Here is a 23,876-nt window from a genome sequence, read left to right on the forward strand (position 1 = left end):
CCGGCTGAGCACCGCCACCCGGCCGAACCGACGGCACCACCGCCGCATCACCCCCGACGTTCCCTCAAGCCGTTTCCCTCAAAGCGGACTTCGCCGGAGGCACCCCATGACCGCAATCCTGGACGCAATCCTCGCGCCCGACAGCACCAGCGCCGACTTCGCCGCGCTGCCCCTCCCCGAGTCCTACCGCGCGGTGACCGTGCACAAGGACGAGGCCGAGATGTTCGCCGGCCTGCCCAGCAAGGAGAAGGACCCCCGCAAGTCGCTGCACATCGAGGACGTGCCACTGCCCGAGCTCGGACCGGGCGAGGCGCTGGTGGCCGTGATGGCCTCCTCGGTGAACTACAACTCGGTGTGGACCTCGATCTTCGAACCGCTGCCCACCTTCGGGTTCCTGGAGCGCTACGGCCGCCTCTCCCCGCTCGCCAAGCGGCACGACCTGCCGTACCACGTCATCGGCTCCGACCTGTCCGGCGTGGTGCTGCGCACCGGCCCCGGCGTCAACGCCTGGCACCCCGGTGACGAGGTCGTGGCGCACTGCCTCTCCGTCGAACTGGAGTCCTCCGACGGCCACAACGACACCATGCTCGACCCCGAGCAGCGCATCTGGGGCTTCGAGACCAACTTCGGCGGCCTGGCCGAGATCGCCCTGGTCAAGTCCAACCAGCTGATGCCCAAGCCCCGGCACCTGACCTGGGAGGAGGCGGCGGCGCCCGGTCTGGTCAACTCGACCGCGTACCGCCAGCTGGTGTCGCGCAACGGCGCCGGGATGAAGCAGGGCGACAACGTGCTGATCTGGGGCGCGAGCGGCGGACTCGGCTCGTACGCCACCCAGTTCGCGCTGGCCGGCGGCGCCACCCCGATCTGCGTCGTCTCGTCCGACCAGAAGGCGGAGATCTGCCGGAGAATGGGCGCCGAGGCGATCATCGACCGCAACGCCGAGGGCTACAAGTTCTGGAAGGACGAGCACCACCAGGACCCGAGGGAGTGGAAGCGCTTCGGCAAGCGCATCCGCGAACTGACCGGCGGCGAGGACGTGGACATCGTCTTCGAACACCCGGGCCGGGAGACCTTCGGCGCCTCCGTGTACGTCACCCGCAAGGGCGGCACCATCGTCACCTGCGCCTCGACATCCGGTTACCAGCACGAGTACGACAACCGCTACCTGTGGATGTCGCTGAAGCGGATCGTCGGCTCGCACTTCGCCAACTACCGCGAGGCGTGGGAGGCCAACCGCCTGATCGCCAAGGGCAAGATCCACCCGACCCTGTCGAAGACCTACTCCCTTGCGGAGACGGGACAGGCGGCGTACGACGTACACCGCAATCTGCACCAGGGCAAGGTCGGTGTACTGGCGCTGGCGCCCGAGGAGGGGATGGGTGTCCGCGATGAGGAGATGCGCGCCGAACACCTCGACGCGATCAACCTGTTCCGGGACGCGTCAGCGGAGCGGACCGACAGGCACAGTCGGGACAGCTGAGACGTCGGAAGACCGGAACCACGAAGATACGGACCAGTGATGACTGAGCGTCAGAAGGATCGTCCGTGGCTGATGCGGACATACGCCGGGCACTCCACCGCCGAGGCGTCCAACGAGCTGTACCGGCGTAACCTCGCCAAGGGTCAGACGGGCCTGTCCGTCGCGTTCGACCTCCCGACGCAGACCGGCTACGACCCCGACCACATCCTCGCCCGCGGCGAGGTCGGCCGGGTCGGGGTCCCGGTGTCCCATCTCGGGGACATGCGGCGGCTGTTCCAGGACATCCCCCTGGAGCAGATGAACACCTCGATGACCATCAACGCGACGGCCATGTGGCTGCTGGCGCTGTACCAGGTGGTCGCCGAGGAGCAGGGTGCGGACATCACCAAGCTCCAGGGGACGACGCAGAACGACATCGTCAAGGAGTACCTCTCACGCGGGACGCACGTCTTCCCGCCGGGGCCTTCCCTGCGGCTGACCACCGACATGATCACGTACACGGTCAACAACATCCCGAAGTGGAACCCGATCAACATCTGCAGCTACCACCTGCAGGAGGCGGGGGCCACTCCGGTCCAGGAGATCTCGTATGCGATGTCCACCGCGATCGCCGTGCTGGACGCGGTCTTCGCCTCGGGGCAGGTCCCCGAGGACCGCAAGGGCGATGTGGTGGCCCGGATCTCCTTCTTCGTGAACGCGGGCGTCCGGTTCGTCGAGGAGATGTGCAAGATGCGCGCCTTCGGCCGCATCTGGGACCGCATCACCCGCGAGCGCTACGGCATCGAGAACCCCAAGCAGCGCCGCTTCCGTTACGGCGTCCAGGTCAACTCGCTGGGCCTGACCGAGGCACAGCCGGAGAACAACGTCCAGCGGATCGTGCTGGAGATGCTGGCCGTCACCCTCTCCAAGGACGCCCGCGCCCGGGCCGTCCAGCTGCCCGCCTGGAACGAGGCGCTGGGACTGCCCCGGCCCTGGGACCAGCAGTGGTCGCTGCGGATCCAGCAGGTCCTCGCGCACGAGAGCGACCTGTTGGAGTACGAGGACATCTTCGCCGGATCGCATGTCATCGAGGCCAAGGTGGACGCCCTGGTCACCGACTGCCTGGCGGAGATCGAGCGGATCCAGGAGATGGGCGGCGCGATGGCCGCGGTGGAGTCCGGCTACCTCAAGTCGCAGCTGGTCTCCGCGCACGCCGAGCGGCGGGCCCGGATCGAGGCCGGCGAGGAGAAGATCGTCGGCGTCAACTGCTTCGAGTCCACGGAGCCCAACCCGCTCACCGCGGATCTCGACACCGCCATCATGACCGTCGACCCGGCCAACGAGGCGCGCGTGGTGCGCGCGCTGCACGACTGGCGGGACAACCGTGACGAGGTGCGCGCCCAGGAGGCGCTGTCGGTGCTGAAGAAGACCGCGGCCGGCGACGGCAACCTCTTCCCGGCCACCCTGGATTGCGCCCGGGCCGGGGTGACGACCGGCGAGTGGGCCTGGGCGCTGCGGGACGTCTTCGGGGAGTTCCGCGCGCCCACCGGTGTCTCCAGCGCCCCGCTGGCGGTCGCCGCGGAGGAGGGCAGTCCGCTGGCGGTGGTCCGCGAGAAGGTGGCCAGAACCGCCGCCGCGGTGACCTCGTCGGCCGGCGCCGGGGGCGGCGGCAAGCTGCGGCTGCTGGTCGGCAAGCCCGGCCTGGACGGGCACAGCAACGGCGCCGAGCAGATCGCCGTACGGGCCAGGGACGCCGGTTTCGAGGTGATCTACCAGGGCATCCGGCTCACCCCGGAACAGATCGTCTCGGCGGCACTCGCCGAGGACGTGCACTGCGTCGGCCTGTCGATTCTCTCCGGCTCGCACGCGGAACTGGTACCGGAGGTGCTGAAGCAGCTCCGCGACGCGGGGGCGGGCGACATACCCGTCATCGTCGGCGGCATCATCCCGGCCGCCGACGCGACCGCGCTGCGGGAGGCCGGAGTGGCGGCGGTCTTCACCCCCAAGGACTTCGGCATCACGGAGATCATCGGACGCATCGTCGACGAGATCCGGCGGGCCCACCGGCTCGACCCCCTGGAGGTCCCCGTATGAACCAAACGGCCCCCGTCATGGCCGGCAAGGGCCGGGCCGCAGGCATGATCCGTACATCCACGTTCGAGGCCCCGGAGGAATGAGCGCGATGCAGTTCGGCCGTACCTATGAGGAGTTCACCGTCGGCGACGTGTACAAGCACTGGCCGGGCAAGACCGTCACCGAATACGACGACCACCTCTTCTGTCTGCTCACCATGAATCATCACCCGCTGCACATGGACAGCAACTACGCGGAGCAGACCACCGACTTCGGAAAGAACGTCGTCGTCGGCAACTACATCTACTCACTGCTGCTGGGCATGTCGGTGCCGGATGTCTCCGGAAAGGCCATCGCCAATCTGGAGATCGAGTCGCTGAAGCATGTGGCGCCGACCTTCCACGGCGACACGATTTACGGCGAGACGACCGTGCTCGACAAAACGCCGTCGAAGTCCAAGTCCGACCGCGGCATCGTGTACGTCGAGACCAAGGGCTACAAGCAGGACGGCACCCTGGTCTGCGTCTTCCGGCGCAAGGTCATGGTGCCGACGGCCACGTACATCAAGGAGCGCGGCGGCGAGCAGCCCGGCCGCCCGGAGCTCAAGGCCCCCGCGGCCAAGCAGGCCCCCGCGGCCGGGAAGGAGAACTGACCGTCATGACCCGTCTCGCGCAGACCGAGGGCCTGACCGACATCCAGCGGGAAATTCTCTCCACCGTCCGCGATTTCGTGGACAACGAGATCCTGCCGGTCGCCACGGAGCTTGAGCACCGCGACGAGTACCCGACGCAGATCGTCGAGGGCCTCAAGGAACTCGGCGTGTTCGGCCTGATGATTCCGGAGGAGTACGGCGGGCTGGGCGAGTCCCTGCTCACCTATGCGCTGACCGTCGAGGAGATCGCCCGTGGCTGGATGAGCGTCTCGGGCATCATCAACACCCACTTCATCGTGGCGTACATGCTCAAGCAGCACGGCACGCAGGAGCAGAAGGACTATTTCCTGCCGAAGATGGCGGCCGGTGAAATCCGGGGCGCCTTCTCGATGTCGGAGCCGGCGCTCGGCTCGGACGTCTCGGCCATCTCCTCCAAGGGCGTACGGGACGGTTCGGACTACGTCCTGACCGGGCAGAAGATGTGGCTCACCAATGGCGGTTCGTCCACCCTCGTGGCGGTGCTGTGCCGGACGGACGAGGGCCACCCGGAAGGCGCCCCTCCGCACAAGTCGATGACGACCTTCCTCGTGGAGAAGGAGGCCGGCTTCGGTGAGGTCCGGCCCGGCCTGACCATCCCCGGCAAGATCGAGAAGATGGGCTACAAGGGCGTCGACACCACCGAGCTGATCATGGACGGGCTGCGCATCCCGGCCGACCGGGTGCTCGGCGGCGAGACCGGACGTGGCTTCTATCACATGATGGACGGGGTCGAGGTCGGCCGGGTGAACGTGGCCGCGCGCGGCTGCGGCGTCGCCCAGCGCGCCTTCGAGCTGGGCGTTTCGTACGCACAGCAGCGGCACACCTTCGGCAAGCCGATCGCGCAGCACCAGGCCATCCAGTTCAAATTGGCAGAAATGGCGACAAAGGTCGAAGCGGCCCATGCGATGATGGTCAATGCCGCTCGCAAAAAGGACTCCGGCCAGCGCAATGACCTGGAGGCGGGGATGGCGAAGTACCTGGCCTCCGAGTACTGCAAGGAGGTGGTGGAAGACGCGTTCCGCATCCATGGCGGCTACGGCTTCTCCAAGGAGTACGAGATCGAGCGCCTCTACCGCGAGGCCCCGATGCTCCTCATCGGTGAGGGTACCGCCGAGATCCAGAAAATGATCATTGGGCGACGGCTACTGGAGGAGTACCGAATCCAGGCGTGAACGCCCGATATGCCCCTTTTAGCCTAGACGAAGATCACACCCTGTCATCGGTCTTTCGGCCACGGATTGGCTCTGGCTCTTGGCCAGTTGCCGCTCGTAACCGATAGCATCCAGGGAAAGCCGCCGTCCCCCGTATACCTGAGCGGCACCCTCCGCTACGAAGGTCATCCATGCCCCACAGCCAATCCTCTGCACCACGCGGTCGCGTCCGCCTCGCGCGCGGAGCGTCGCCGTGGCTCCTGCCGACCGTTGCCACGGCAGCGGTCAGCCTGGCCCGGTCCCGCCGGTCGGGTCGCTGGGCCGCCGTTGCCGTGCCCACCACCGCCCTGGCGGCGGGCATGCTGTGGTTCTTCCGCGACCCCGAGCGGGAGATCGCTCAGGGCCGCGTCATCTCTCCGGCCGATGGTGTGGTGCAGAGCATCATGCCGTGGAAGGACGGGCGCACCCGCGTCGCGATCTTCATGAGCCCGCTGAACGTCCACGTCAACCGCGCGCCGCTGGCCGGCACGGTGACGTCCGTGGAGCACATCCCCGGCGGATTCGTTCCGGCGTTCAACAAGGAGAGCGAAAACAACGAGCGGGTCGTCTGGCACTTCGACACCGAGCTCGGCGACATCGAGATGGTGCAGATCGCCGGCGCGGTGGCCCGCCGTATCGTCCCCTACGTTCTCGAGGGTACGAAGGTGGAGCAGGGCGAGCGGATCGGTCTGATCCGTTTCGGCTCGCGCGTCGACATCTACCTTCCGGAGGGCGTCGAGGTGGCGGTCGAGGTCGGCCAGGCGACCACCGCGGGGGTGACTCGACTTGACCGTGATTGATCCTGAGACACAGGCGGGCTGGGCGCCCGAGAACGACGAGGACGAGGATGACATGCCGCTGTCGACGCGGCTGTCAATAGCGGACACCCTCACCCTCGGTAACGCCATCTGTGGCTTCATGGCCGTGTACTTCACGACCACCGGGGTCCTCATTCCGCACCTCACGGGGACCGAGGACGGCGGGATGGCCCGGCACAGCGCGGCCATGGCCGTGATCCTGATGCTGCTCGCGTCGGTCTTCGACCTCTTCGACGGGCTGGTGGCGCGCAAGCTGCGGGCCTCGGCGATGGGGGCCGAGCTGGACAACCTCTCCGACCTGATCAGCTTCGGCCTGGCGCCCGCGTACTTCGTCGTGACCTGGGGCATGGTCGCCCCGGACTCGCACCAGCGGGTGTCGGTGGTCGCGGCGGTGGTGGTGCTGCTGGCGGTGATCCTGCGGCTGGCCCGGTTCTCCTGCGTCACCCTGCGCGACGGCATCTTCCAGGGCATGCCGAGCCCCTTCGGCGCCCTGACCGTCGTCGCCATCGTGCTGCTGGAGCTGCCGTTCCTGCCGACGCTGCTGGCGATCATCGGCGTGGCCTGGCTGATGGTGAGCCGCGTCGAGTACCCCAAGCCCCGGGGCCGCCTCGCGGTGGCGATGCTCAGCTGGATCATCATCAGCATGGGCATGCTGGCGGCCTGGGCGCTGGACGCCCCCGGCGGCCAGCTGCTGCTGCAGACCGGCTGTTCCCTGCAGGTGGTCCTGGGCGCGATGATCCCGCTGTTCGCGACGGCCCGGAGGGTCAACACCTTCCGCGACAACCGCCGCGAGTCCCGCGCCGAGTCACGCGCCGCGCAGCTTCCCTGACACGAGCGGTGCACAGCCACCGCGCCCCAGCAAGAGCCGGGAGCCCCGGGCGAATCGTTCGCCCGGGGCTCCCGGCGTTACGGCTCCGGCGACCTGCCGTGTCGCCGCGCGCCAGACCGGGAAGCCGTGCCTCGGACCGGGAAGCCGTGACCCGGACCAGGAAGGCGTGCGCTCAGACCAGGAAGTCGCGCGCCAGGTTCTCCGCCGCCCGCTCCAGCAAGGGGCCCGCCTCCGCGATACAGCGGGCCGGGTCGGGCTCCAGGTCCGTCAGGGCGTACGCCCGCTGGATCCCTGCCCTGCGGAGGGCCTCCTCGGGCAGGAGGAGCCGACCGCAGACGGCGACCACGTCCAGGCCGGCCGCCCGGGCCGCGGCGGCGACCCCGGCCGGCGCCTTGCCGTGCAGGGTCTGCTCGTCCAGCGAGCCCTCCCCCGTGATCACGAACGTGGCCTTCGCCAGCGCCGGGCCGAAGCCCAGGACGTCGAGCATCACGTCGATACCGGGCCGGAACGTCGCGTCCAGGCCCACCAGAGCGCCGTAGCCGATACCGCCCGCCGCGCCCGCGCCCGGCGCCAGAGCGTACTCGGCGGCCCTGGGCCCCAGCGCGCGCTCCAGCACCTCGGCGTAGTGCACCAGCGCGGCGTCCAGCGCGGCCACGTCGTCCGGCCCGGCGCCCTTCTGCGGCCCGTAGACCGCCGCGGCGCCCTTGGGTCCCGTGAGCGGGTTGTCGACGTCGCTGGCGAGCACGAAGACGGTCCGCGCCAGCCGGGGATCCAGCCCCGACAGATCGGCCGTCACCAGACCGCGCAGCGGCCCGCCACCGGGGGCGACCGGCGCACCATCCGCGTCCAGGAACCGGGCCCCCAGCGCCGCGAGCATGCCCGCGCCGCCATCGGTCGTCGCGCTGCCGCCGACACCGAAGACGATCGAGGTCGCGCCCGCGTCCAGCGCCGCGAGGAGCAGCTCGCCGGTGCCGTACGTGCCGGCCGTCAGGGGCGCGAAGACGCCCGCGGGAAGGTGCTGAAGGCCGGACGCCTCCGCCATCTCCACCACCGCCGTGCCGTCACCGCGCAGTGCGAAGGTGGCCGTCACCGGCTCGCCGGTGGGGCCGGTGACCCGGGCCTCCCGGCGGGTGAACCCGGCCGCGAGGGCCGCGGCCACGGTGCCGTCGCCGCCGTCCGCGACCGGGACGGCCGCCACCTCCAGCCCGGGAACCACCCGCCGCAGCCCCGCAGTGACGTGCTCGGCGACCTCGATGGCCGTGAGCGACCCCTTGAACTTGTCCGCTGCGATCAGCACACGGGCATCGGCATGGTCACGGGAACGCGGAGGTACGGGTGGATGCGCGTCCGGATGTGCCTGTGCCGCGTTCGTCCTTGCTGCGTCCGCCACCGTCTTTCCCCTTGCTTTCGAACGGGCAGTCGCGCCGCTGCGACCTTATCCGGCCAACGGCCCGGCGAACAGGGGAGACGACGGGAGGGGACGGGAGCGGACGACGGCGGGGCGGGGCGGCGTCGGCGCTTCCGAGCGCCCCGGGGGTGCGCCTCGAAGATCCATCACGGAGGACTGATCCGGTCCCGGCTCGTCTAGGCTCACGCCGTGACGACCACGGATTACGCCACTTACATCGCCGGTCTGCCCCGTGTACTCGCGGGAGCGGGCGCCATCTTCCGTGACGCGGACGGCCGCGTCCTGCTGGTGGAACCGAACTACCGGGACGCCTGGAACCTGCCGGGCGGCACCGTCGAATCGGACACCGGTGAGTCGCCCCGCCAGGCGGCCCGCCGCGAAACCGCCGAGGAGATCGGCCTGGACATCGAGCTGGGCGCGCTGCTCGCCGTCGACTGGGTCCGCGGGGAGGAGCGGCCCCCGCTGGTGTCGTACCTCTTCGACGGCGGGGTGCTCGCCCCGGAACAGCTCGCCGCGATCCGCTTGCAGGAAGAGGAGCTGCTGTCCTGGCGCATGGTCCACTGGGACGAGGCCCAGACCCTGCTGGACCGCGAGATGGCCCTGCGCATCGGCGCCGCTCTGCGGGCCCTCGCGGACGGCCGCGGCCCGGCCGAGCTGGAGGACGGGGTGCCGCCGTCGGGAGTCACGGACCCGGCGTGAACACCTGCCCGGCACGGCTGAACGGCACGGCTGAACGGCATCGCTGAAGGGCGCGGCTGAACGGCATGGCCGGATGAGCCCGGTGCACGGCTAAATGAGGTGAGTGCCGATCACCGGCGCCCTAAGGTGCCGGCCATGGAAGACGTGACCAGTACGCCCCTGAAGGGCATCACCGCCAGGATCGCGCAGGTGCCGGGAGTCGTCGGGGTGATGCTCGGGGGCAGCCGGGCGCGGGGAACGCACCGGCCGGACTCCGACTGGGATCTCGGGGTCTACTACCGGGGAGAGCCGGACCTGACGGCGCTGGCGGCGCTGGCCACGGAGGTGGTCGGCGACCCCGTCGAGGTATACGGGCCGGGGGCCTGGGGCCCCTGGGTCAATGGCGGGGCCTGGCTCGTACTGCCCGACGGCAGCCATGTGGACTGGATCCTTCGGGACCTCGACCGGGTGCGGCGGGTGTGGCAGGAGTGCCGTGCGGGCCGCTTCGAGATCGGCGTACAGGCCGGTCATCCGCTCGGCTTCTGGTCACCCGCCTACCCGGGCGAGGTGGCGCTGGGCCGGGTGCTCGCCGACACCGACGAGGAGCTGGCCGGCCTCAAGGAGGCAGCGCAGGAGTATCCGGAGGCGCTGCGGGAGGCGCTGACCGGGGCCGCGGTGTGGGACGCGGGGTTCTCGGTGGCGATGGCGGCCAAGTCGTACGCGGCGTCCGACGTCCTGCACGCCGCCCTGTGCCTGTCCCGTGCGGTCGGCTACCTCGTCCAGGCGCTGCACGCGCACCACCGCGTCTGGTGCCTCAACGAGAAGGGCGCCCTCGCGGCGGCCGGCACCCTGCCGCACACCCCACCCGGCTTCACCGACCGCGCCGCCGTCCTGCTGGCCCAACTCGGCCGCTCGGCAAGCGAGTTGGAAAACTCCCTGCGCGAGGCGGAGCGACTGGTGGCGGAGGTACGCGCGGCGGTCGCCGTCCGCTAGGGCCCTTCTGATGGATCTCCGTGGGAGAAGGAGCGGCGTCTGGTGCGTGCTCTCGGCGTGCCGGGCGTCGCGACGCCGCGGAGATCCATCAGAAGGGCCCTAGGCCGCTCGGGTCCCGGCGGAGCGGAGCGATTCAGCGCTGATCCCGACGGCATGGCGGTAGCGGCCCTCGCCGGGCCGGTCGAGAAGGCGGGGCCGCGTCACTCTTCGCCAGCCCCGAGCTGCTGGCGACGAACCGCCGCCGACTGCACGAACTCGGCACCGTGGGACCGCAGTACGCCACCCGGCACCTGGCCGCGTATCTGGAGGCCGAGCAGGTCCTGGGCCGGATCACGGCCGAGGTCGACCCGCACGCGGCGGCCCTGCTCCTCATCGGGGCCTGTTTCCACCGCGCCTTCCTCGACCTGTTCTTCGACTCCGAGGCGCCCCCCGGCACACTGCTCCCGGAGAGCGAGGAGGAGTTCGCGGCCGAGACCGTACGGGCCCTGCTCAACGGTCTCCGGCCGCCGGGCGCCCCGTAAGACGGGAGCCTGCCCCGTAGACGGGAGCCTGCCCCGTAGACGGAGCCCGGCGTCAGCCGCACCCCTCCGCCGGGAACAGCGCGTCCGCCGTCCGCTCGAAGGCGAGCAGCCGGCGCTTGCGGTCCAAGCCGCCGCCGTAGCCGGTCAGGCTGCCGTCGGCGCCGACGACGCGATGGCAGGGGACGATGATGCCGACCGGGTTGCGCCCGTTGGCCAGGCCGACCGCACGCGCCGCCGACGGAGCGCCGAGCTGCTCCGCGAGCTGCCCGTACGAGCGGGTCTCGCCGTACGGGATCCGGCGCAGCGCCGCCCAGACGCGCCGCTGGAACGGCGTACCGCGCAGCGCGAGCGGCAGGTCGAAGGTGGTCAGCTCGCCGCGGAAGTAGGCCCGTAGCTGGGTGATGGTGGCGGCGAACGGAGGCGCACCGGGGTCCGCCGGAGCGCCGAAGGCCTCCTCGGGCGGACGGTGACGCTGGCCGGTCATGTACAGGCCGGTCAGGGCGTCACCGGCGGCGACGAGCGTGAGCGGCCCGACCGGGGTGTCCGCCAGGACGGTGTGGGTGATCGGAGCGCTGCCCTCGGAGTGCGCGGGCGGGCGCGGCAGGGACGAGTCGGGCGTCGACGAGTGGGGTGCCGGCGAGTGAAATGTCATGGCTGTGGGCTCAGTTCGTCGGGAGGTGGTTGATGGGGTGACTGTCGTCGGTCGCCCAGAGGTACTGGACGGCGTAGGCGCGCCAGGGGCGCCAGACCCCGGAGTGCCGGATCAGGGCGGCCGGGGTGTGCGGCAGTCCGAGCGCGGCGGCGGCGCGGCGCAGTCCGAGGTCGGTGGGGGTGAAGGCGTCCGGGTCACCGAGACCGCGCATGGCGATGCATTCCACGGTCCAGGGGCCGATGCCGGGCAGCGCCGTGAGCTGTGCCCGGGCCTCGTCGCGGTCGCTGCCGACGCCGAGTCGCAGCGCACCGGAGCCGAGGGCGGCGATCACGCCGGTGAGCGTGGCCCGCCGGGTGCGGGGCATCGCCAGTGTCGCGGGGTCCAGTTCGGCGAGCGCGGCGGCGGACGGGAAGAGGTGGCTGAGGCCCCCGCCGGGGTCGTCGATGCCCTCACCGTGCGCACGGACCAGGCGTCCGGCGTGGGTGCGGGCCGCCGCGGTGGAGACCTGCTGGCCGAGGACGGCGCGCACCGCGAACTCGTCGGCGTCGACGGTACGCGGGACCCGGCGGCCGGGCGCCTTGTCGACGAGTGGCGCCAGCTGCGGGTCCTCGCGCAGCAGCCCGTCGACGGCCTCCGGGTCGGCGTCGAGGTCGAGCATCCGGCGGCAGCGGGCGATGGCACCGGCCAGATCGCGCAGGTCGGTGAGGGCCAGCCGGCAGTCGATGTGGTCGGGGTGGGGCGCGAGGGCGACGATGCCGTGCCCGTAGGGGAGGCGCAGGGTGCGGCGGTAGGCGCCCTCCCGCCACTCCTCCACGCCGGGGACGGCGGTGGCGGCGAGGTGCCCGAAGAGGTTGTCGGGGTTCAGCGGCCTGCGGAAGGGCAGCCGCAGCGCGAGCGTCCCGGGCACCGCCGCACCCGGGCCGGGCTTGGCACGCTGCCGCAGGTCGGTCGGGGAGAGCGCGAAGACCTCCCGTACGGTCTCGTTGAAGGTACGGATGCTCGCGAATCCGGCGGCGAAGGCGACCTCGGCCATCGGCAGCGCCGTGGTCTCCACCAGCAGCCGGGCGGTCTGCGCGCGCTGGGCCCGGGCCAGCGCGAGCGGCCCGGCACCCAGCTCGGCCAGGAGCTGGCGCTCGATCTGCCGGGTGCTGTAGCCGAGGCGGGCCGCGAGACCGGGCACCCCCTCGCGGTCGACGATGCCGTCGGCGATCAGCCGCATCGCCCGCGCGACCAGGTCGGCCCGCTCGTCCCACTGCGGTGACCCCGGGCTGGCATCCGGCCGGCAGCGTTTGCAGGCCCGGAATCCGGCCTGCTGGGCGGCCGCCGCGCTCGGGTAGAACCGGATGTTCTCCGGCTTGGGCGGGACGACAGGGCAGCTGGGGCGGCAGTAGATACGGGTGGTGAGCACGGCCGTGTAGAACCAGCCGTCGAAGCGGGCGTCCTTGGACTGCACGGCGCGCAGACAGCGCTCGGTGTCGGTGTGCATGCCCTCAGCATCGCTCAGCCGAACGGCTCCGGGCTGGCGAGAATCCGACATCAAGGTCGGAGGCGGCCGGAGTGGGTCGGAGCGGGCCGGAGCCTTCCGCCGGCCGTGTCACGGGAGCTCAGTCACCGCCGTCGCCGCCGGCCAGGGCCGTCTCGTACGCCTCGCGGGCACGGTCGTCGAAGACGACGAAGCGGATCTCGTCGAAGGCGTCGGGGGCAGCGGCCACCGCCGCGCGGACCGTTGCCGCGGCGATGCGGGCGGCGTCGGCGATCGGCCAGCGGTAGACGCCGGTGGAGATGGCGGGGAACGCCACGGTGCGGGCGCCCAGTTCGCCGGCCAGGCGGAGGGACTCCCGGTAGCAGGAGACGAGCAGCTCGGTGCGGTCCTCGCTGCCGGAGTGCACCGGGCCCACCGCGTGGATCACCCAGCGTGCGGGCAAACGGCCGGCGGTGGTGGCGACGGCTTGGCCGGTGGGCAGGCCGCGGCCGTAGTGCGAGGCGCGGAGGGAGCGGCACTCGGCGAGGATCTCCGGTCCGCCGCGGCGATGGATCGCGCCGTCCACTCCCCCGCCGCCGAGGAGCGAGGAGTTGGCGGCGTTGACCACGGCGTCCACGGCCTGTTCGGTGATGTCGCCCTGGACGAGCGTGAGGGAGGTGCGCTGGATGCCCATGGCATCCGAGCGTAGGCGCACCACCCGCGTCTCAGCGGCGTCCCGCGAACACCCGGCGCAAGAGCCGCGGCCGCACCCTGACGACCACCCGCGGACAACCGGCGCAAGAGGCGCAGCCGCACCCTAACGACCACCCGCGGACAACCGGCGCAAGAGCCGCGGCCGCACCCTAACGACCACCTGCGGACAACCGGCGCCACACTGCCTTGGCGGCGTAATGGCCGGACATGCCGTGGACGCCAGGGCCCGGCGGGGTGGCCTGGGAGCACAGGAAGACGGCGGGGTGGGCGGTCTCGTAGGGGACGCGGGTGAGTTTGGGGCGGATGAGCAGGCGCAGACCGGCCGCGGAACCGGTCGCGGTGTCGCCGCCGACGTAATTGGCGTTGCGGGCGGCGAGTTGGGGCGGTCCGGCGACGGCGCGGGCCAGGACCAGGTCGCGGAAGCCGGGGGCGAAACGCTCGATCTGCCGCTCGATGACGTCGGTGGCGTCGCCCTCCCAGCCGTTGGGGACATGGCCGTACGCCCAGAAGACATGCTTGCCCTCGGGGGCTCGGGTGGGGTCGATCAGGCTGGGCTGAGCGGTGATCAGGAAAGGGACCGACGGGTCCTCGCCGCGGGCCGCGGCGTTCAGTGCGGCACCGATCTCCTCGCTGGTGGGGCCGATGTGGACGGTGCCGGCGCGGCGGGCCGGCTCGGCCGTCCAGGGCACCGGGCCGGACAGCGCGTAGTCGATCTTGAAGGAGGCGGGCCCGTACGTGACGTCGCGGTAGGCGTTGCCCAGGCCGGCGATCCGGGCCAGCGCGGTCGGGGAGGTGTCGAAGATGTACGCGCGGGCCGGCGGGAGGTCGTCGAGGCGCTTGACCTCGAAGCCGGTGTGCACCGCTCCGCCATGGGCGCGCAGGAGGCCGGCCAGCGCGGCGGAGATCGCCTGGGACCCACCGCGCGGCACCGGCCAGCCCTTCGCATGCGCGGCGAGGGCGAACATCAGGGCGATGCCGGAGGTGCCGATGCCGCAGAGCGGGGCGATGGCGTGCGCCGCGAGACCGGCCAGCAGGGCGCGGGCCTTCTCGTCCTGGAAGCGGCGGTTGAGCAGCGTCACCGGCTGGGCGGCGACCAGGCCGAAGCGGGCGTAGGTCACCGGATCCTGCGGCAGGCCGAGCCACTGGGTGCGCAGGAAGTCGTGGGCCATCGACTCCCACCTGCCGAGGAACGGCGCGACCAGCCGTCGATAGGTACCGGCGTCGCGCGGTCCGAAGGACATCGCGGTGGCCCCGACGGAGTGCGCGAGCACGGCGGCCGTGCCGTCGGGGAAGGGGTGGGCCATGGGCAGGTCCGGGTGCAGCCACTCCAGGCCGTACCGCTCCAGCGGCATCCTGCTGAAGGCCGGCGAGCCCACGGCGAGCGGATGCACCGCCGAACAGGTGTCGTGGCGGAAGCCGGGGAGGGTCAGCTCCTCGGTATGCGCGCCGCCGCCGATGGTGTCACGGGCTTCAAAGATCTCCACGGACATCCCGCGGCGGGCCAGTTCGACTGCCGCCGTCAGGCCGTTGGGCCCAGCCCCGACAACGACGGCATCGAGCATCCTCGGCACCTGCGCCACTCCCCTCATCTCCGACCCTCGTCGGTGAGGATCAGTTGGCGGCCGCCAGCAGTCCGAGGATACGCCGCGCGGTTTCGGCGTCACGCGCCGCGGTGAAGGGCAGCGCATTGCCGCCCTCGATACGGAAGGGCTCCCCCGCCACCGTGCCGCTCGCGCCGCCCGCCTCATGGACGAGCAGCAGCCCGGCGGCATGGTCCCAGGCGTTTTCCCAGCTGAAGGCCGTGGCGTCCAGCTCGCCGCTGGCTATGTGCAGGTACTCCAGGCCCGCCGCGCCACAGGGACGGGGGGCGACGCCACCGGTGTTCAGGGCGGCCAGCACCCGCTTCTCTTCGTCGTCGGTGAAGTCGTGGTGGGACGTGGCGACCTGGAGGACCGCGTCCGGGGCCGGGCTGCCGGCCCTCAGCGGTACGCCGTTGAGGCGGGCGCCGGCGCCGCGGCGGGCGACCGCCATCAGGTCGAGCGCGGGGGCGTACGTCCAGGAAGCGAGCAGTTCACCGCGGTGGGCGAGCGTGACGAGGGTGGCGAAGCCAGGGTCGCCGTGGACGAACTGGCGAGTGCCGTCGACCGGGTCGACGATCCAGACAGGGGCGTCGCCGCGCAATGCGTCGAGCACGCCCGGATCGGCGTGCACCGCCTCCTCGCCCACCACCCGGGAGCCGGGAAGCAGAGCCGTGAGCGAGGCGGTGAGGTGCTCCTCAGCGCGCCGGTCGGCGATCGTGACGAGGTCGTGCGGACCGTTCTTCTCGACGATCTCCTCGGCGGCGAGCTGCCGGAAGCGCGGCATGATCTCGTCGGCCGCGGCCTTGCGGATGGCGGCCTCGACGGCGTCCAGGTCCACCCCGGACAGGTCCGGCGAGAAGGTCATGGTGGGAGTTCCGGCGATTTGCGTGACGTCGGTGATGTCGGTGATATCCGTGGTTTCTCCCGCATCGTGGGTGCCAAGTGCTTCGATCATGCATCCATCGAACCACGACCCACTGACACTCCGACTGGACACCGGGTGAACTCCGGATGCCGTGGAGGTCACACCGAGGTGTGGCGGACACCGACGGTGACCGCCACCCGCCCGCGATCCTGCCCCGGCCGGACCGCCCCGGCAGCTGCCGGGCCACGTCAGCGGCCGACCGCGTACCCCTGCATCCCCCGCGGATTCGCCGCGGCGGACAGCACACCGCTCTCCGGATCCCGCGCCACCGCGCAGAGCCGCCCCTCGGACCAGGCGTCACCCACCGTGACCCGATGCCCGCGCCGCCGTAGTGCGTCGATCGTCCCCGCGCCGATCCGGGACTCCACCGTCACGCTCCCCGGACGCATCCGGCGCGGGAAGAACGACCCGGGGACGGAGTCGTGGTGCCAGTTCGGCGCGTCGATGGCGCCCTGTAGGTCGAGGCCGCCGCGTACCGCCCCGCGCAGCGCCACGGCCAGGAAGAAGTGGACCTGCCACTGGTCCTGCTGATCACCGCCCGGCGTGCCGAAGGCCATCACCGGGACGCCCCCGCGCAGCGCGAGGGACGGGCTGAGGGTGGTGCGCGGGCGGCGCCCCGGGGTGAGGGAGTTGGGCAGTCCCTCCTCCAGCCAGGCCATCTGCAGGCGGGTGCCGAGCGGGAAGCCGAGGGCCGGGACGACGGGGTTGGACTGCAACCAGCCGCCGGAGGGGGTGGCGGAGACGAGATTGCCCCAGCGGTCGACGACATCGAGGTGGCAGGTGTCACCCCGGGTGGCCCCGCTCCGGTCGACCTCGGACACGGCATCGGCAGGCGCATCCGCAGCACCGGCGCCCGCCACCGTCCCGCCGCCAACGGTCGGCTCCCCCACTCCGCTCCCGGAGATCCCCAGCGGATCGAAGCCGCCGTCACCGCCCCCGGCCGCCACCACGTACCCGCTCAGCCGCGGGCGGAGCCCGTCCGGACTGCCGGGCCGCAGCTCGTACGAGGCACGCTCACCGACGAGGGACCGGCGCGCGGCGTTGTAGCCGTCGCCGAGCAGCGCGTCGAGCGGCACCTCGCCGGAGCCCCCGTACCAGGCGTCCCCGTACCAGGCCTCCCGGTCCGCCATCGCCAGCTTGCTGCCCTCGATGAGCAGATGCACGTAATCAGGGCTGCCGTAGGCGGGCAGCTCCTCCGGCAGCAGGGCGAGCTGCTGCAGAAAGGCCGGCCCCTGGGACCAGCCGCCCGCCTTGGCGACGGTCCAGCCGTTCCAGTCGTAGGTGGCGGGTGTCTCGTACGTGGCGGCGAACGCGGCCAGATCATCGCCGGTGAGCGTGCCGGCGTGCCGCTCACCGGACGTGTCCAGCGCCGGCCGGGCCGCGAAGTCGGCCAGCGCCGCACCGATGAAGCCCTCGCGCCAGATGCGACGGGCGGCGTCGATCTGCGCCTCCCGCCCGGCCGACGCGGCCTCCGCCTCCGCGATCAGCCGCCGCCAGGTCGCCGCCAGCGGCCGGTTCCGCAGGCGTCCGCCCGGCGCGACGGACCTGCCGCCCGGCAGGTAGATCTCGGCGGACGAGGTCCACTCCGTCTCGAACAGCTCACGCACGGCCTCGACGGTCTCGCCGACCCGCTCGACGGCCGGATGCCCGTGCTCGGCGTATCCGACGGCGTACCGCAGCACCTCGGCGAGCGGCTTGGTGCCGTGATCGCGCAGCAGCAGCATCCAGGCGTCGAACGCCCCCGGGACGGCGGCGGCGAGCGGACCGGTGCCGGGCACCAGCTCCAGACCGAGCGAGGTGTAGTACGCCACGCTCGCCCCGGCCGGCGCCGGCCCCTGTCCGCACAGCACCTGTACGGGCCCGCCGGCCGGCGCCAGGATGATCGGCACCTCGCCCGCCGGCCCGTTCAGATGCGGCTCGACGACATGCAGCACGAACCCGGCGGCCACCGCCGCGTCATAGGCGTTGCCGCCGTCCTCCAGCACGGCCATCGCGGACTGGGACGCGAGCCAGTGCGTGCTGGAGACCATGCCGAAGGTTCCCTGGAGGGTCGGACGGGTGGTGAACACGGGCTTCTCTCCTCCTGTAGCTGTCTCCTGTGGAGCGGCCCCTCCCGTGAGGGGAGGGAAGACGGCCGGTGGGGCGTACGGGCTGGTCCACTACGCGCGTATGGTTCCTTACCTCCACCCTCACCTGCACGGGTCGCGCCCTCCCTTCCACAAGAAAATGGACATACGCCGTAGCGCGTTATCGTGGAATCGATCACGACGATGGAGGCGAAGCCGCGTGCACGGCGAGTACAAGATTCCTGGCGGAAAACTCGTAGGAGTAGATCTGGACAGCCAGGATGGCGTGCTACGCAATGTCCGGGTGGCCGGCGACTTCTTCCTGGAACCCGACGAGGCCCTCGCAGCCATCGATCACGCGCTGGAAGGCGCCCCTGCCGACACCGACGCGGCGGGACTCGCCTCCCGTATCGAGGCTGCCCTTCCCGCGGGCACCACGATGTACGGCATCACAGCCGAGGGAGTCGCCGTGGCCGTGCGCCGAGCGCTGACTCAGGCCACCGACTGGTCCGACCACGACTGGCAACTCATCCACGAGCAGCCGCAGTCGCCCATCCTGCACATGGCTCTCGACCAGGTCATCACCGAGGAGGTCGCCGCGGGACGCCGCGCGCCGACCCTGCGGGTCTGGGAGTGGGACTCCCCGGCCGTCATCATCGGGAGCTTCCAGTCCCTCCGGAACGAAGTGGACCCTGCGGGTGCGGCTCGCCACGGAGTCACTGTCGTACGGCGGATTTCCGGTGGCGGAGCCATGTTCGTAGAGGCTGAGAACACCATCACCTATTCGCTCTCGGTCCCGGCCTCCCTGGTCTCCGGGCTGTCCTTCGCCGAGTCCTACGCCTACCTCGACGACTGGGTTCTGAGCGCCCTTGGCGACATGGGGATCAAAGCCTGGTACCAGCCGCTGAACGACATCGCCTCCAGTGAAGGCAAGATCGCCGGTGCCGCACAGAAGCGCCTCGCCGGCGGCGCCGGCGCCGTGCTGCATCACGTGACGATGTCCTACGACATCGACGCCGACAAGATGGTCGACGTGTTGCGCATCGGCAAGGAGAAGATGTCCGACAAGGGCACCAAGAGCGCCAAGAAGCGCGTCGACCCCCTCCGCCGCCAGACGGGTCTCCCCCGCGCCGAAGTGATCGACCGCATGATCGCTTCCTTCCGCACCCGCTACGGGCTCACCCGGGGCCACGTCACCCCCGAGGAGATGGCCCGCGCCGAGGAACTCGCCATCACTCGGTACAGCAACAAGGAATGGACGGCACGGGTGCCGTAGAAACACCTCGAAACACCTCTCGGTGTTCACGGATCCGCGTTCACGGATCCGCGGATTGCCCGGCGTGGGCGGGATGGCCGGGCCGGCCACGGACGCACAGCGCGTGCACCGGAAGGGCGGCACGCGGCATCGCACGGGTCCGCCACGAGAATTGGGCAGCCTTCCTGTAGGACTGTTACCGTCCGGTCATGGCTTCCTCCAGGTCACGTCGGCCTTCCCCTCCCCCACCCTTCCCGCGCCTGCGAGAAGCAGCGGGGGATCTGCAGATGGCGATGAGCATGCTGATCCGGCAGATGCGCCAGCAGTTCACGGGGGAGCTGACCCCGTCACAGGCCGCGATGGGCAAACGGCTCGAGTGGGAAGGGCCGTGCAGCGTAGCCGACTTGGCCCGCGCCGAAAAGGTGAAGCACCAGTCCATGCTCGCCACCGTCAATGCTGCCGAGACGGCGGGCGTCGTGGAACGCCGGCCCCATCCCACGGACCGCCGGCAGGTCCTGATCGCGCTCACGGACCAGGGGCGCCGGCTGCTCGAGGAGCGCTGGCAAACGGGCAGCGATCATCTCGCGCAACTGATGACCGAGCGCCTCACTCCGGACGAACAGCAGACGATCGTCGAGGCTGCGGCCCTCCTGAGACGGCTCAGCGAGAGCTGACGGGCCCGCACCGCCGTAGGCCCTGTCGTCGAACTCCCGCCTGCCCCGCGGCGTCTGGCACGAGACCGGGCGGAAGTCACTTCACGGCGCCGTCGGCCTGGGTCGTGGTCGCGATGGATCCACGGAAGGCCGACGACGGCACCGGCTTGTCGTCATGGAGGGCGTTCCACAGCTGGGCCGCGCCTGCCAGGGGTACCACGCGGTTGGGGTCCTTGGAGTCGAGCGTGACAGGAAGCGTCATGGCTTCCAGTCCGCGAGCGTCAAGGGAGGTGAGGCTGTTGGCGAAGCCGATCAGCTTGTCGATGGAAGCCAGATCGGAATCGGTGGTGACCACTCGCGTCGCGACGTCGGCGATGCCGTAGAGCTTGGCGGGGTTGCCGAGCAGTCCGAGCGACCTGACCCTGCCGAACAGGGCCTTGACAAAGGCTTGCTGAAGCTTGATACGGCCCAGGTCGCTGCCGTCGCCGACGCCGTGGCGCGTCCGCACCAGGGCCAGCGACTGCTCACCTGTGAGGAGGTGGGTGCCGGCGGCGAGATCGAGGTGGCTCCGCTTGTCCTGGATGTTCTTTGCCGTGGTGACCTCGACCCCGCCAAGCTTGTCGATCAGTTTCTGGAAGCCGGAGAAGTCGATCTCCACATAGTGGTCCATCCGGATGCCGGTCATGGATTCGACGGTCTTGACGGCGCACGCCGGACCGCCCACCGCGTAGGCCTCGTTGAACATCGTTCGCCTGGCGGCCGGGATCGTGCCACCGGTGCGGGTGGTGCATATCGGGCGGTCGACGAGCGTGTCGCGTGGAATGCTGACGACGGCGGCCTTCCGGCGGTCACCGCGGATATGGACGATCATCGCCGTGTCGGAGCGCGCGCTGCCCTCGTCTCTGCCGTATTTGCCGTTCTCGCCGGCACGGGAATCGGAGCCGAGCACGAGGATGTCCTGCGAGCCGTTGTCGACGTTGTCCGGGCGGTCCTTGCCGAGAGCGCCGGCGATGTCGACACTGCGGAGGTTTCCGTTGAGCTGGGCGTAGGCGATGCCCAGCCCGCCGGCGCAGACCGCAGCGACCAGCGCGATGGCACCGGCGATGCGCCGGGCCCTGCTCCCGGCCCGTGGCCGGCGGTGGCGTCGGCCTGCGCCTCCCGTGCCGCGGGGCGCGGTGTTCGTGGCGTTGTTGCCGTCGTAGCCCATCTCTCTCAGCTCTCCCATGGCCATCTCGTACGGCACTGTGCCGTGTCGACGCGGTTGTCAGCAGGTGGTGGTCACGCCGCCCCCGCCCGCAGGGTCGCTCTCGCGGGCGGACCAGGGGCTCGGTCGGCGTCTCGAACGGTTCGTGGTCGCGGTGGCGCGCCCGCTGCACGCGGCGGCACGGGCATCAGTGGAATCGGGGGCGCCAGGTATCGCGTGGGCGGCCGGTGTCGTCGACCACGGTGATCAGCGGCCAGCGGTCGAAGGCCGCGCAGGGGTGAGAGATTCCCAGGTCGACTTCGTCCCCCACCTTCAGCCCGTGCACGTCGGTGAGGACCAGGTGGTGGTCGAAGATCCGTTCCGCCGTGGCGCGCGCCTTCTCCAACGGCACCCCGTACGGCCCGCGGGCGCTGACGAGCACCGGCAGCCCGGCGTCGTGGGGCAGCTCCCGCTTGCCGGCGCCCACCACCGCACGTCCCTCCTCGGGCGTGGACAGGACGAGCGCGCGGACCGTCAACGCCGGCCTGAGCCCCGGCAGAGGCGATACCCGCTCATAGGTACCGTGATCATGTGTGACATAGCAGCCGGACCGCACCACCGGCAGTACCGGCAGGTCCGGGTGCTGCGTGCGCAGCGCGTCCACGGCGGCGACGAACCGGTCAGGAAACGCGGAGCCCCCCATGCTCAGCACTGGGCACTCGTCCTGGAAGAACGGGGAGAGGCGACGGAAGACCTCCACGGTCGTGCAGCAGTGCCCGTCCACAGCCGCCAGCGTCTTCTCGTCCCGGTTGTTGAGCTGCACACCCTCATACCCCGCGACCCCGCCCAGGACCACACCGCTCGGGCCATGGAGCGCCATCGCGGCGAGCGCCTCCGCCTGAGACGGCTCGCGGATTCCGGTACGCCCCCGCGGAACACCGACCTCGACGAGCAGACGCAGCGGATTGTGCAGCTGGCCGACGGCCACCTGCGCGCGGGCAAGCCCGGCCACCGAGTCCATGAAGCAGTACAGCTCCAGGTCGGGCAGCTGGCGCAGCCACCGCCTGATCATGGCGAGCTCGGTACTGTGAACGATCTGGCCGGCGATGAGAATACGGCGCATTCCCCACCCCAGGGCTATGCCGGCCTGCCGCACGGTGGCAACGGTCACACCCCAGGCTCCGGCCGCCATCTGCCGCTCGACGATCTCCCGTGTCATGGTGGTCTTGATGTGAGGGGACAGTTCGACGCCGCGCTCACGCGACCAGTCCGCCATGAGACGGATGTTGTGCTCCAGCGCCCCCACGTCGAGCCTGAGCTCAGGCACGACGGGCCACCCATCGCCGGACACCGGCGTGCTGGCGTGATTCATGAATTCTCCTGTTCATCAAGTGCCCTACAGGGCACCGGTTTTCCTTCACCGCGGCGGCGTCCAGCCTCGTCGCAGCATCAGTCGCGAGGTCTCCCGACGCATACCGCTGGGGCTTCCCGACGAGCTCACGGCCACCCGGACCGAACATCCGGCATGACGGCCACATCAGGTGACATCGGAGCACGATAGCGCCATAAATACAGACCCACTGTACAGTCTACTTGTACTTCTGGCCCGCTTCGCACCTCAACGGTCAGCGAAGGATCAAGCGCTACATGGTTCGCGAGAGAGAAGGCGATCTTGGACATCCGGATGAACCGTCCGCCGGCGGCAGCACGCCTGACCCGCTGCCGAGCTGCGACAGGAATGCCGCGGCGGCCGGGGAGGGGCCGAACGCGCTCCACACCAACAGCTCTTCACGTGTCGGTGCGTCACGGACGCGAAGGATGTGCGCGCCGCTCAGCTCAGCGGCAACGCCCTGCGGAACCATCCCCACCCCCAGGCCGGCACGTACCAGCTTCGCCAGCAACTGGACATCGGTCACCTCGAAGGGCGTCTGCGTCGTCAGGCCCGCCGCCTCGAAGGCCGCCTCGCGCTGCCGGCGCGCCGCGGACCCGGCAGGGAAGTCGATGAAGGTCTCTCCGGCGAGGCGCCGCAGGTCCGTCTGCTCCTGGTCGGCGAGCGGGTGTTCAGGCGAGACGATGGCGACGAGTTCGCCCAACGCCAGCGGCTTGAGCTGGACGCCCTTGGGACGCATCCCGGGGAACAGGCCGACGAATGCCACGTCCAATGTGCCCTGGCGCACGCTCTCGATCAGGTCCTCACTCATGGCCACGTGCAAGCCGACCCGCACCTGCGGGTAGCGGGCACAGAACCGGCCCAGTTCACGGGGAAGGTCTACCGCCGCGACGGTGGTGATCGCGCCAACCGTCAACTGGCCGCGCATCTTTCCCATGACACCGTCGACTTCGGCACGGGCGCGCTCCGCCGCCTCCAGCGCCTGCCGCGCAGCGGGAAGGAACGCCGCGCCGGCCGCGGTGAGACGGACTCTGCGGCTGGAGCGGTCGAAGAGGCGGGAGCCTAGCTCCTTCTCCAACCGGGCGACCTGGTGGCTGAGCGCGGACTGCACGACGTGACAGCGCTCGGCAGCGCGCGTGAAACCTCCTGTCTCGGCGACCGCGACCACGTAGCGCATCTGCTGAAGTTCCATCCATCGATGGTAAATCGCCATTAATGGGATCAAGTACATGCAGTGGACTCTTTAATCATTCCTGACCAAGGCTTAGTTCTTGCCACATACCGGCCCATCACGAAACGCGATCGCTGGGATGACGAACGTGTGTTGGCGTTTTGT

At 70.7% G+C, this 23,876-nt stretch carries 21 protein-coding genes; 11 read left to right on the forward strand and 10 right to left on the reverse strand.

The window, feature by feature from the left end; all coding sequences use genetic code 11:
* Positions 1 to 106 precede the first annotated feature (106 nt).
* The 6 genes from ccrA to pssA all read left to right on the forward strand — a co-directional run bounded on the left by ccrA (position 107) and on the right by pssA (position 7,060).
* On the forward strand, positions 107 to 1,480 hold the full coding sequence (ccrA, locus tag ACFY12_RS19135) for a crotonyl-CoA carboxylase/reductase (protein WP_390716983.1): 1,374 nt from the start codon (positions 107 to 109) through the stop codon (positions 1,478 to 1,480).
* A 39-nt stretch (positions 1,481 to 1,519) separates the two neighbouring features.
* A complete protein-coding gene (locus ACFY12_RS19140; protein WP_390716984.1) occupies positions 1,520 to 3,553 on the forward strand; it encodes a protein meaA in 2,034 nt (677 codons plus the stop codon).
* A gap of 88 nt (positions 3,554 to 3,641) precedes the next feature.
* Positions 3,642 to 4,184 (forward strand): MaoC family dehydratase, encoded by a 543-nt coding sequence (locus ACFY12_RS19145; RefSeq protein WP_390717319.1) that lies wholly within the window; start codon positions 3,642 to 3,644, stop codon positions 4,182 to 4,184.
* Positions 4,185 to 4,189: 5 nt separating this feature from the next.
* On the forward strand, positions 4,190 to 5,395 hold the full coding sequence (locus ACFY12_RS19150) for an acyl-CoA dehydrogenase family protein (RefSeq protein WP_390716985.1): 1,206 nt from the start codon (positions 4,190 to 4,192) through the stop codon (positions 5,393 to 5,395).
* A 170-nt stretch (positions 5,396 to 5,565) separates the two neighbouring features.
* Positions 5,566 to 6,213 (forward strand): phosphatidylserine decarboxylase, encoded by a 648-nt coding sequence (locus ACFY12_RS19155; protein ID WP_390716986.1) that lies wholly within the window; start codon positions 5,566 to 5,568, stop codon positions 6,211 to 6,213.
* The gene (gene pssA, locus ACFY12_RS19160) at positions 6,200 to 7,060 is read left to right on the forward strand and encodes a CDP-diacylglycerol--serine O-phosphatidyltransferase (protein ID WP_181690330.1); all 861 of its coding nucleotides are present in this window, start codon (positions 6,200 to 6,202) and stop codon (positions 7,058 to 7,060) included. Before ACFY12_RS19155 ends, pssA begins: the two co-directional genes overlap by 14 nt.
* A gap of 172 nt (positions 7,061 to 7,232) precedes the next feature.
* Here pssA and ACFY12_RS19165 read toward each other — a convergent pair whose 3' ends face one another.
* A complete protein-coding gene (locus ACFY12_RS19165) occupies positions 7,233 to 8,357 on the reverse strand; it encodes a glycerate kinase (RefSeq protein WP_390716987.1) in 1,125 nt (374 codons plus the stop codon).
* 300 nt (positions 8,358 to 8,657) lie between these two features.
* Between ACFY12_RS19165 and ACFY12_RS19170 the strand changes: the two genes are divergently transcribed.
* From ACFY12_RS19170 to ACFY12_RS19180, 3 genes are all read left to right on the forward strand, one after another.
* Complete coding sequence (locus ACFY12_RS19170; protein WP_390716988.1) at positions 8,658 to 9,167, forward strand: NUDIX domain-containing protein; 510 nt, start codon at positions 8,658 to 8,660, stop codon at positions 9,165 to 9,167.
* A 135-nt stretch (positions 9,168 to 9,302) separates the two neighbouring features.
* Positions 9,303 to 10,139 (forward strand): nucleotidyltransferase domain-containing protein, encoded by an 837-nt coding sequence (locus tag ACFY12_RS19175; RefSeq protein ID WP_390716989.1) that lies wholly within the window; start codon positions 9,303 to 9,305, stop codon positions 10,137 to 10,139.
* A 263-nt stretch (positions 10,140 to 10,402) separates the two neighbouring features.
* Positions 10,403 to 10,660, forward strand: coding sequence for a TetR/AcrR family transcriptional regulator C-terminal domain-containing protein (locus ACFY12_RS19180; RefSeq protein WP_390716990.1), 258 nt, complete (start codon positions 10,403 to 10,405; stop codon positions 10,658 to 10,660).
* Positions 10,661 to 10,712: 52 nt separating this feature from the next.
* Here ACFY12_RS19180 and ACFY12_RS19185 read toward each other — a convergent pair whose 3' ends face one another.
* The 6 genes from ACFY12_RS19185 to ACFY12_RS19210 form a co-directional block, all read right to left on the reverse strand.
* The gene (locus ACFY12_RS19185; protein WP_390716991.1) at positions 10,713 to 11,312 is read right to left on the reverse strand and encodes a methylated-DNA--[protein]-cysteine S-methyltransferase; all 600 of its coding nucleotides are present in this window, start codon (positions 11,310 to 11,312) and stop codon (positions 10,713 to 10,715) included.
* 10 nt (positions 11,313 to 11,322) lie between these two features.
* Positions 11,323 to 12,798 (reverse strand): AlkA N-terminal domain-containing protein, encoded by a 1,476-nt coding sequence (locus tag ACFY12_RS19190; RefSeq protein WP_390716992.1) that lies wholly within the window; start codon positions 12,796 to 12,798, stop codon positions 11,323 to 11,325.
* A 118-nt stretch (positions 12,799 to 12,916) separates the two neighbouring features.
* On the reverse strand, positions 12,917 to 13,468 hold the full coding sequence (locus tag ACFY12_RS19195; RefSeq protein ID WP_390716993.1) for an O-acetyl-ADP-ribose deacetylase: 552 nt from the start codon (positions 13,466 to 13,468) through the stop codon (positions 12,917 to 12,919).
* Positions 13,469 to 13,637: 169 nt separating this feature from the next.
* Positions 13,638 to 15,050: a phytoene desaturase family protein gene (locus ACFY12_RS19200; protein WP_390716994.1), complete on the reverse strand. Its 1,413-nt coding sequence runs from the start codon at positions 15,048 to 15,050 to the stop codon at positions 13,638 to 13,640.
* Between the two features lie 49 nt (positions 15,051 to 15,099).
* The gene (locus ACFY12_RS19205) at positions 15,100 to 15,933 is read right to left on the reverse strand and encodes an inositol monophosphatase family protein (protein WP_390717320.1); all 834 of its coding nucleotides are present in this window, start codon (positions 15,931 to 15,933) and stop codon (positions 15,100 to 15,102) included.
* A 248-nt stretch (positions 15,934 to 16,181) separates the two neighbouring features.
* The gene (locus ACFY12_RS19210) at positions 16,182 to 18,062 is read right to left on the reverse strand and encodes a gamma-glutamyltransferase family protein (RefSeq protein WP_390716995.1); all 1,881 of its coding nucleotides are present in this window, start codon (positions 18,060 to 18,062) and stop codon (positions 16,182 to 16,184) included.
* A 217-nt stretch (positions 18,063 to 18,279) separates the two neighbouring features.
* On the opposite strand from ACFY12_RS19210, the gene ACFY12_RS19215 reads away from it, so the two are divergent.
* Together ACFY12_RS19215 and ACFY12_RS19220 are read left to right on the forward strand one after the other, a co-directional pair.
* A complete protein-coding gene (locus ACFY12_RS19215) occupies positions 18,280 to 19,335 on the forward strand; it encodes a biotin/lipoate A/B protein ligase family protein (protein WP_390716996.1) in 1,056 nt (351 codons plus the stop codon).
* Between the two features lie 266 nt (positions 19,336 to 19,601).
* Positions 19,602 to 19,988 (forward strand): MarR family winged helix-turn-helix transcriptional regulator, encoded by a 387-nt coding sequence (locus ACFY12_RS19220; protein WP_390716997.1) that lies wholly within the window; start codon positions 19,602 to 19,604, stop codon positions 19,986 to 19,988.
* A gap of 76 nt (positions 19,989 to 20,064) precedes the next feature.
* Here the strand turns inward: ACFY12_RS19220 and ACFY12_RS19225 are convergent, their stop codons facing one another.
* From ACFY12_RS19225 to ACFY12_RS19235, 3 genes are all read right to left on the reverse strand, one after another.
* Positions 20,065 to 21,174: an LCP family protein gene (locus tag ACFY12_RS19225; RefSeq protein WP_390717321.1), complete on the reverse strand. Its 1,110-nt coding sequence runs from the start codon at positions 21,172 to 21,174 to the stop codon at positions 20,065 to 20,067.
* A 184-nt stretch (positions 21,175 to 21,358) separates the two neighbouring features.
* Positions 21,359 to 22,477 (reverse strand): alanine racemase, encoded by a 1,119-nt coding sequence (locus tag ACFY12_RS19230; protein ID WP_390716998.1) that lies wholly within the window; start codon positions 22,475 to 22,477, stop codon positions 21,359 to 21,361.
* A 316-nt stretch (positions 22,478 to 22,793) separates the two neighbouring features.
* On the reverse strand, positions 22,794 to 23,732 hold the full coding sequence (locus tag ACFY12_RS19235; protein WP_390717322.1) for a LysR family transcriptional regulator: 939 nt from the start codon (positions 23,730 to 23,732) through the stop codon (positions 22,794 to 22,796).
* Positions 23,733 to 23,876 lie beyond the last annotated feature (144 nt).

It is taken from the genome of Streptomyces sp. NPDC001339, assembly GCF_042895955.1.
In the GTDB taxonomy this organism is placed as follows: domain Bacteria; phylum Actinomycetota; class Actinomycetes; order Streptomycetales; family Streptomycetaceae; genus Streptomyces.

Bases quoted from the DNA above. Each gene is read 5' to 3' on its own strand.
- ccrA (WP_390716983.1), top strand. From the start codon at position 107: ATGACCGCAATCCTGGACGCAATCCTCGCGCCCGACAGCACCAGCGCC.
- ACFY12_RS19140 (WP_390716984.1), top strand. From the start codon at position 1,520: ATGACTGAGCGTCAGAAGGATCGTCCGTGGCTGATGCGGACATACGCC.
- ACFY12_RS19145 (WP_390717319.1), top strand. From the start codon at position 3,642: ATGCAGTTCGGCCGTACCTATGAGGAGTTCACCGTCGGCGACGTGTAC.
- ACFY12_RS19150 (WP_390716985.1), top strand. From the start codon at position 4,190: ATGACCCGTCTCGCGCAGACCGAGGGCCTGACCGACATCCAGCGGGAA.
- ACFY12_RS19155 (WP_390716986.1), top strand. From the start codon at position 5,566: ATGCCCCACAGCCAATCCTCTGCACCACGCGGTCGCGTCCGCCTCGCG.
- ACFY12_RS19175 (WP_390716989.1), top strand. From the start codon at position 9,303: ATGGAAGACGTGACCAGTACGCCCCTGAAGGGCATCACCGCCAGGATC.
- ACFY12_RS19185 (WP_390716991.1), bottom strand. From the start codon at position 11,312: ATGACATTTCACTCGCCGGCACCCCACTCGTCGACGCCCGACTCGTCC.
- ACFY12_RS19190 (WP_390716992.1), bottom strand. From the start codon at position 12,798: ATGCACACCGACACCGAGCGCTGTCTGCGCGCCGTGCAGTCCAAGGAC.
- ACFY12_RS19195 (WP_390716993.1), bottom strand. From the start codon at position 13,468: ATGGGCATCCAGCGCACCTCCCTCACGCTCGTCCAGGGCGACATCACC.
- ACFY12_RS19200 (WP_390716994.1), bottom strand. From the start codon at position 15,050: ATGCTCGATGCCGTCGTTGTCGGGGCTGGGCCCAACGGCCTGACGGCG.
- ACFY12_RS19205 (WP_390717320.1), bottom strand. From the start codon at position 15,933: ATGACCTTCTCGCCGGACCTGTCCGGGGTGGACCTGGACGCCGTCGAG.
- ACFY12_RS19220 (WP_390716997.1), top strand. From the start codon at position 19,602: ATGGCGATGAGCATGCTGATCCGGCAGATGCGCCAGCAGTTCACGGGG.
- ACFY12_RS19225 (WP_390717321.1), bottom strand. From the start codon at position 21,174: ATGGGCTACGACGGCAACAACGCCACGAACACCGCGCCCCGCGGCACG.
- ACFY12_RS19235 (WP_390717322.1), bottom strand. From the start codon at position 23,732: ATGGAACTTCAGCAGATGCGCTACGTGGTCGCGGTCGCCGAGACAGGA.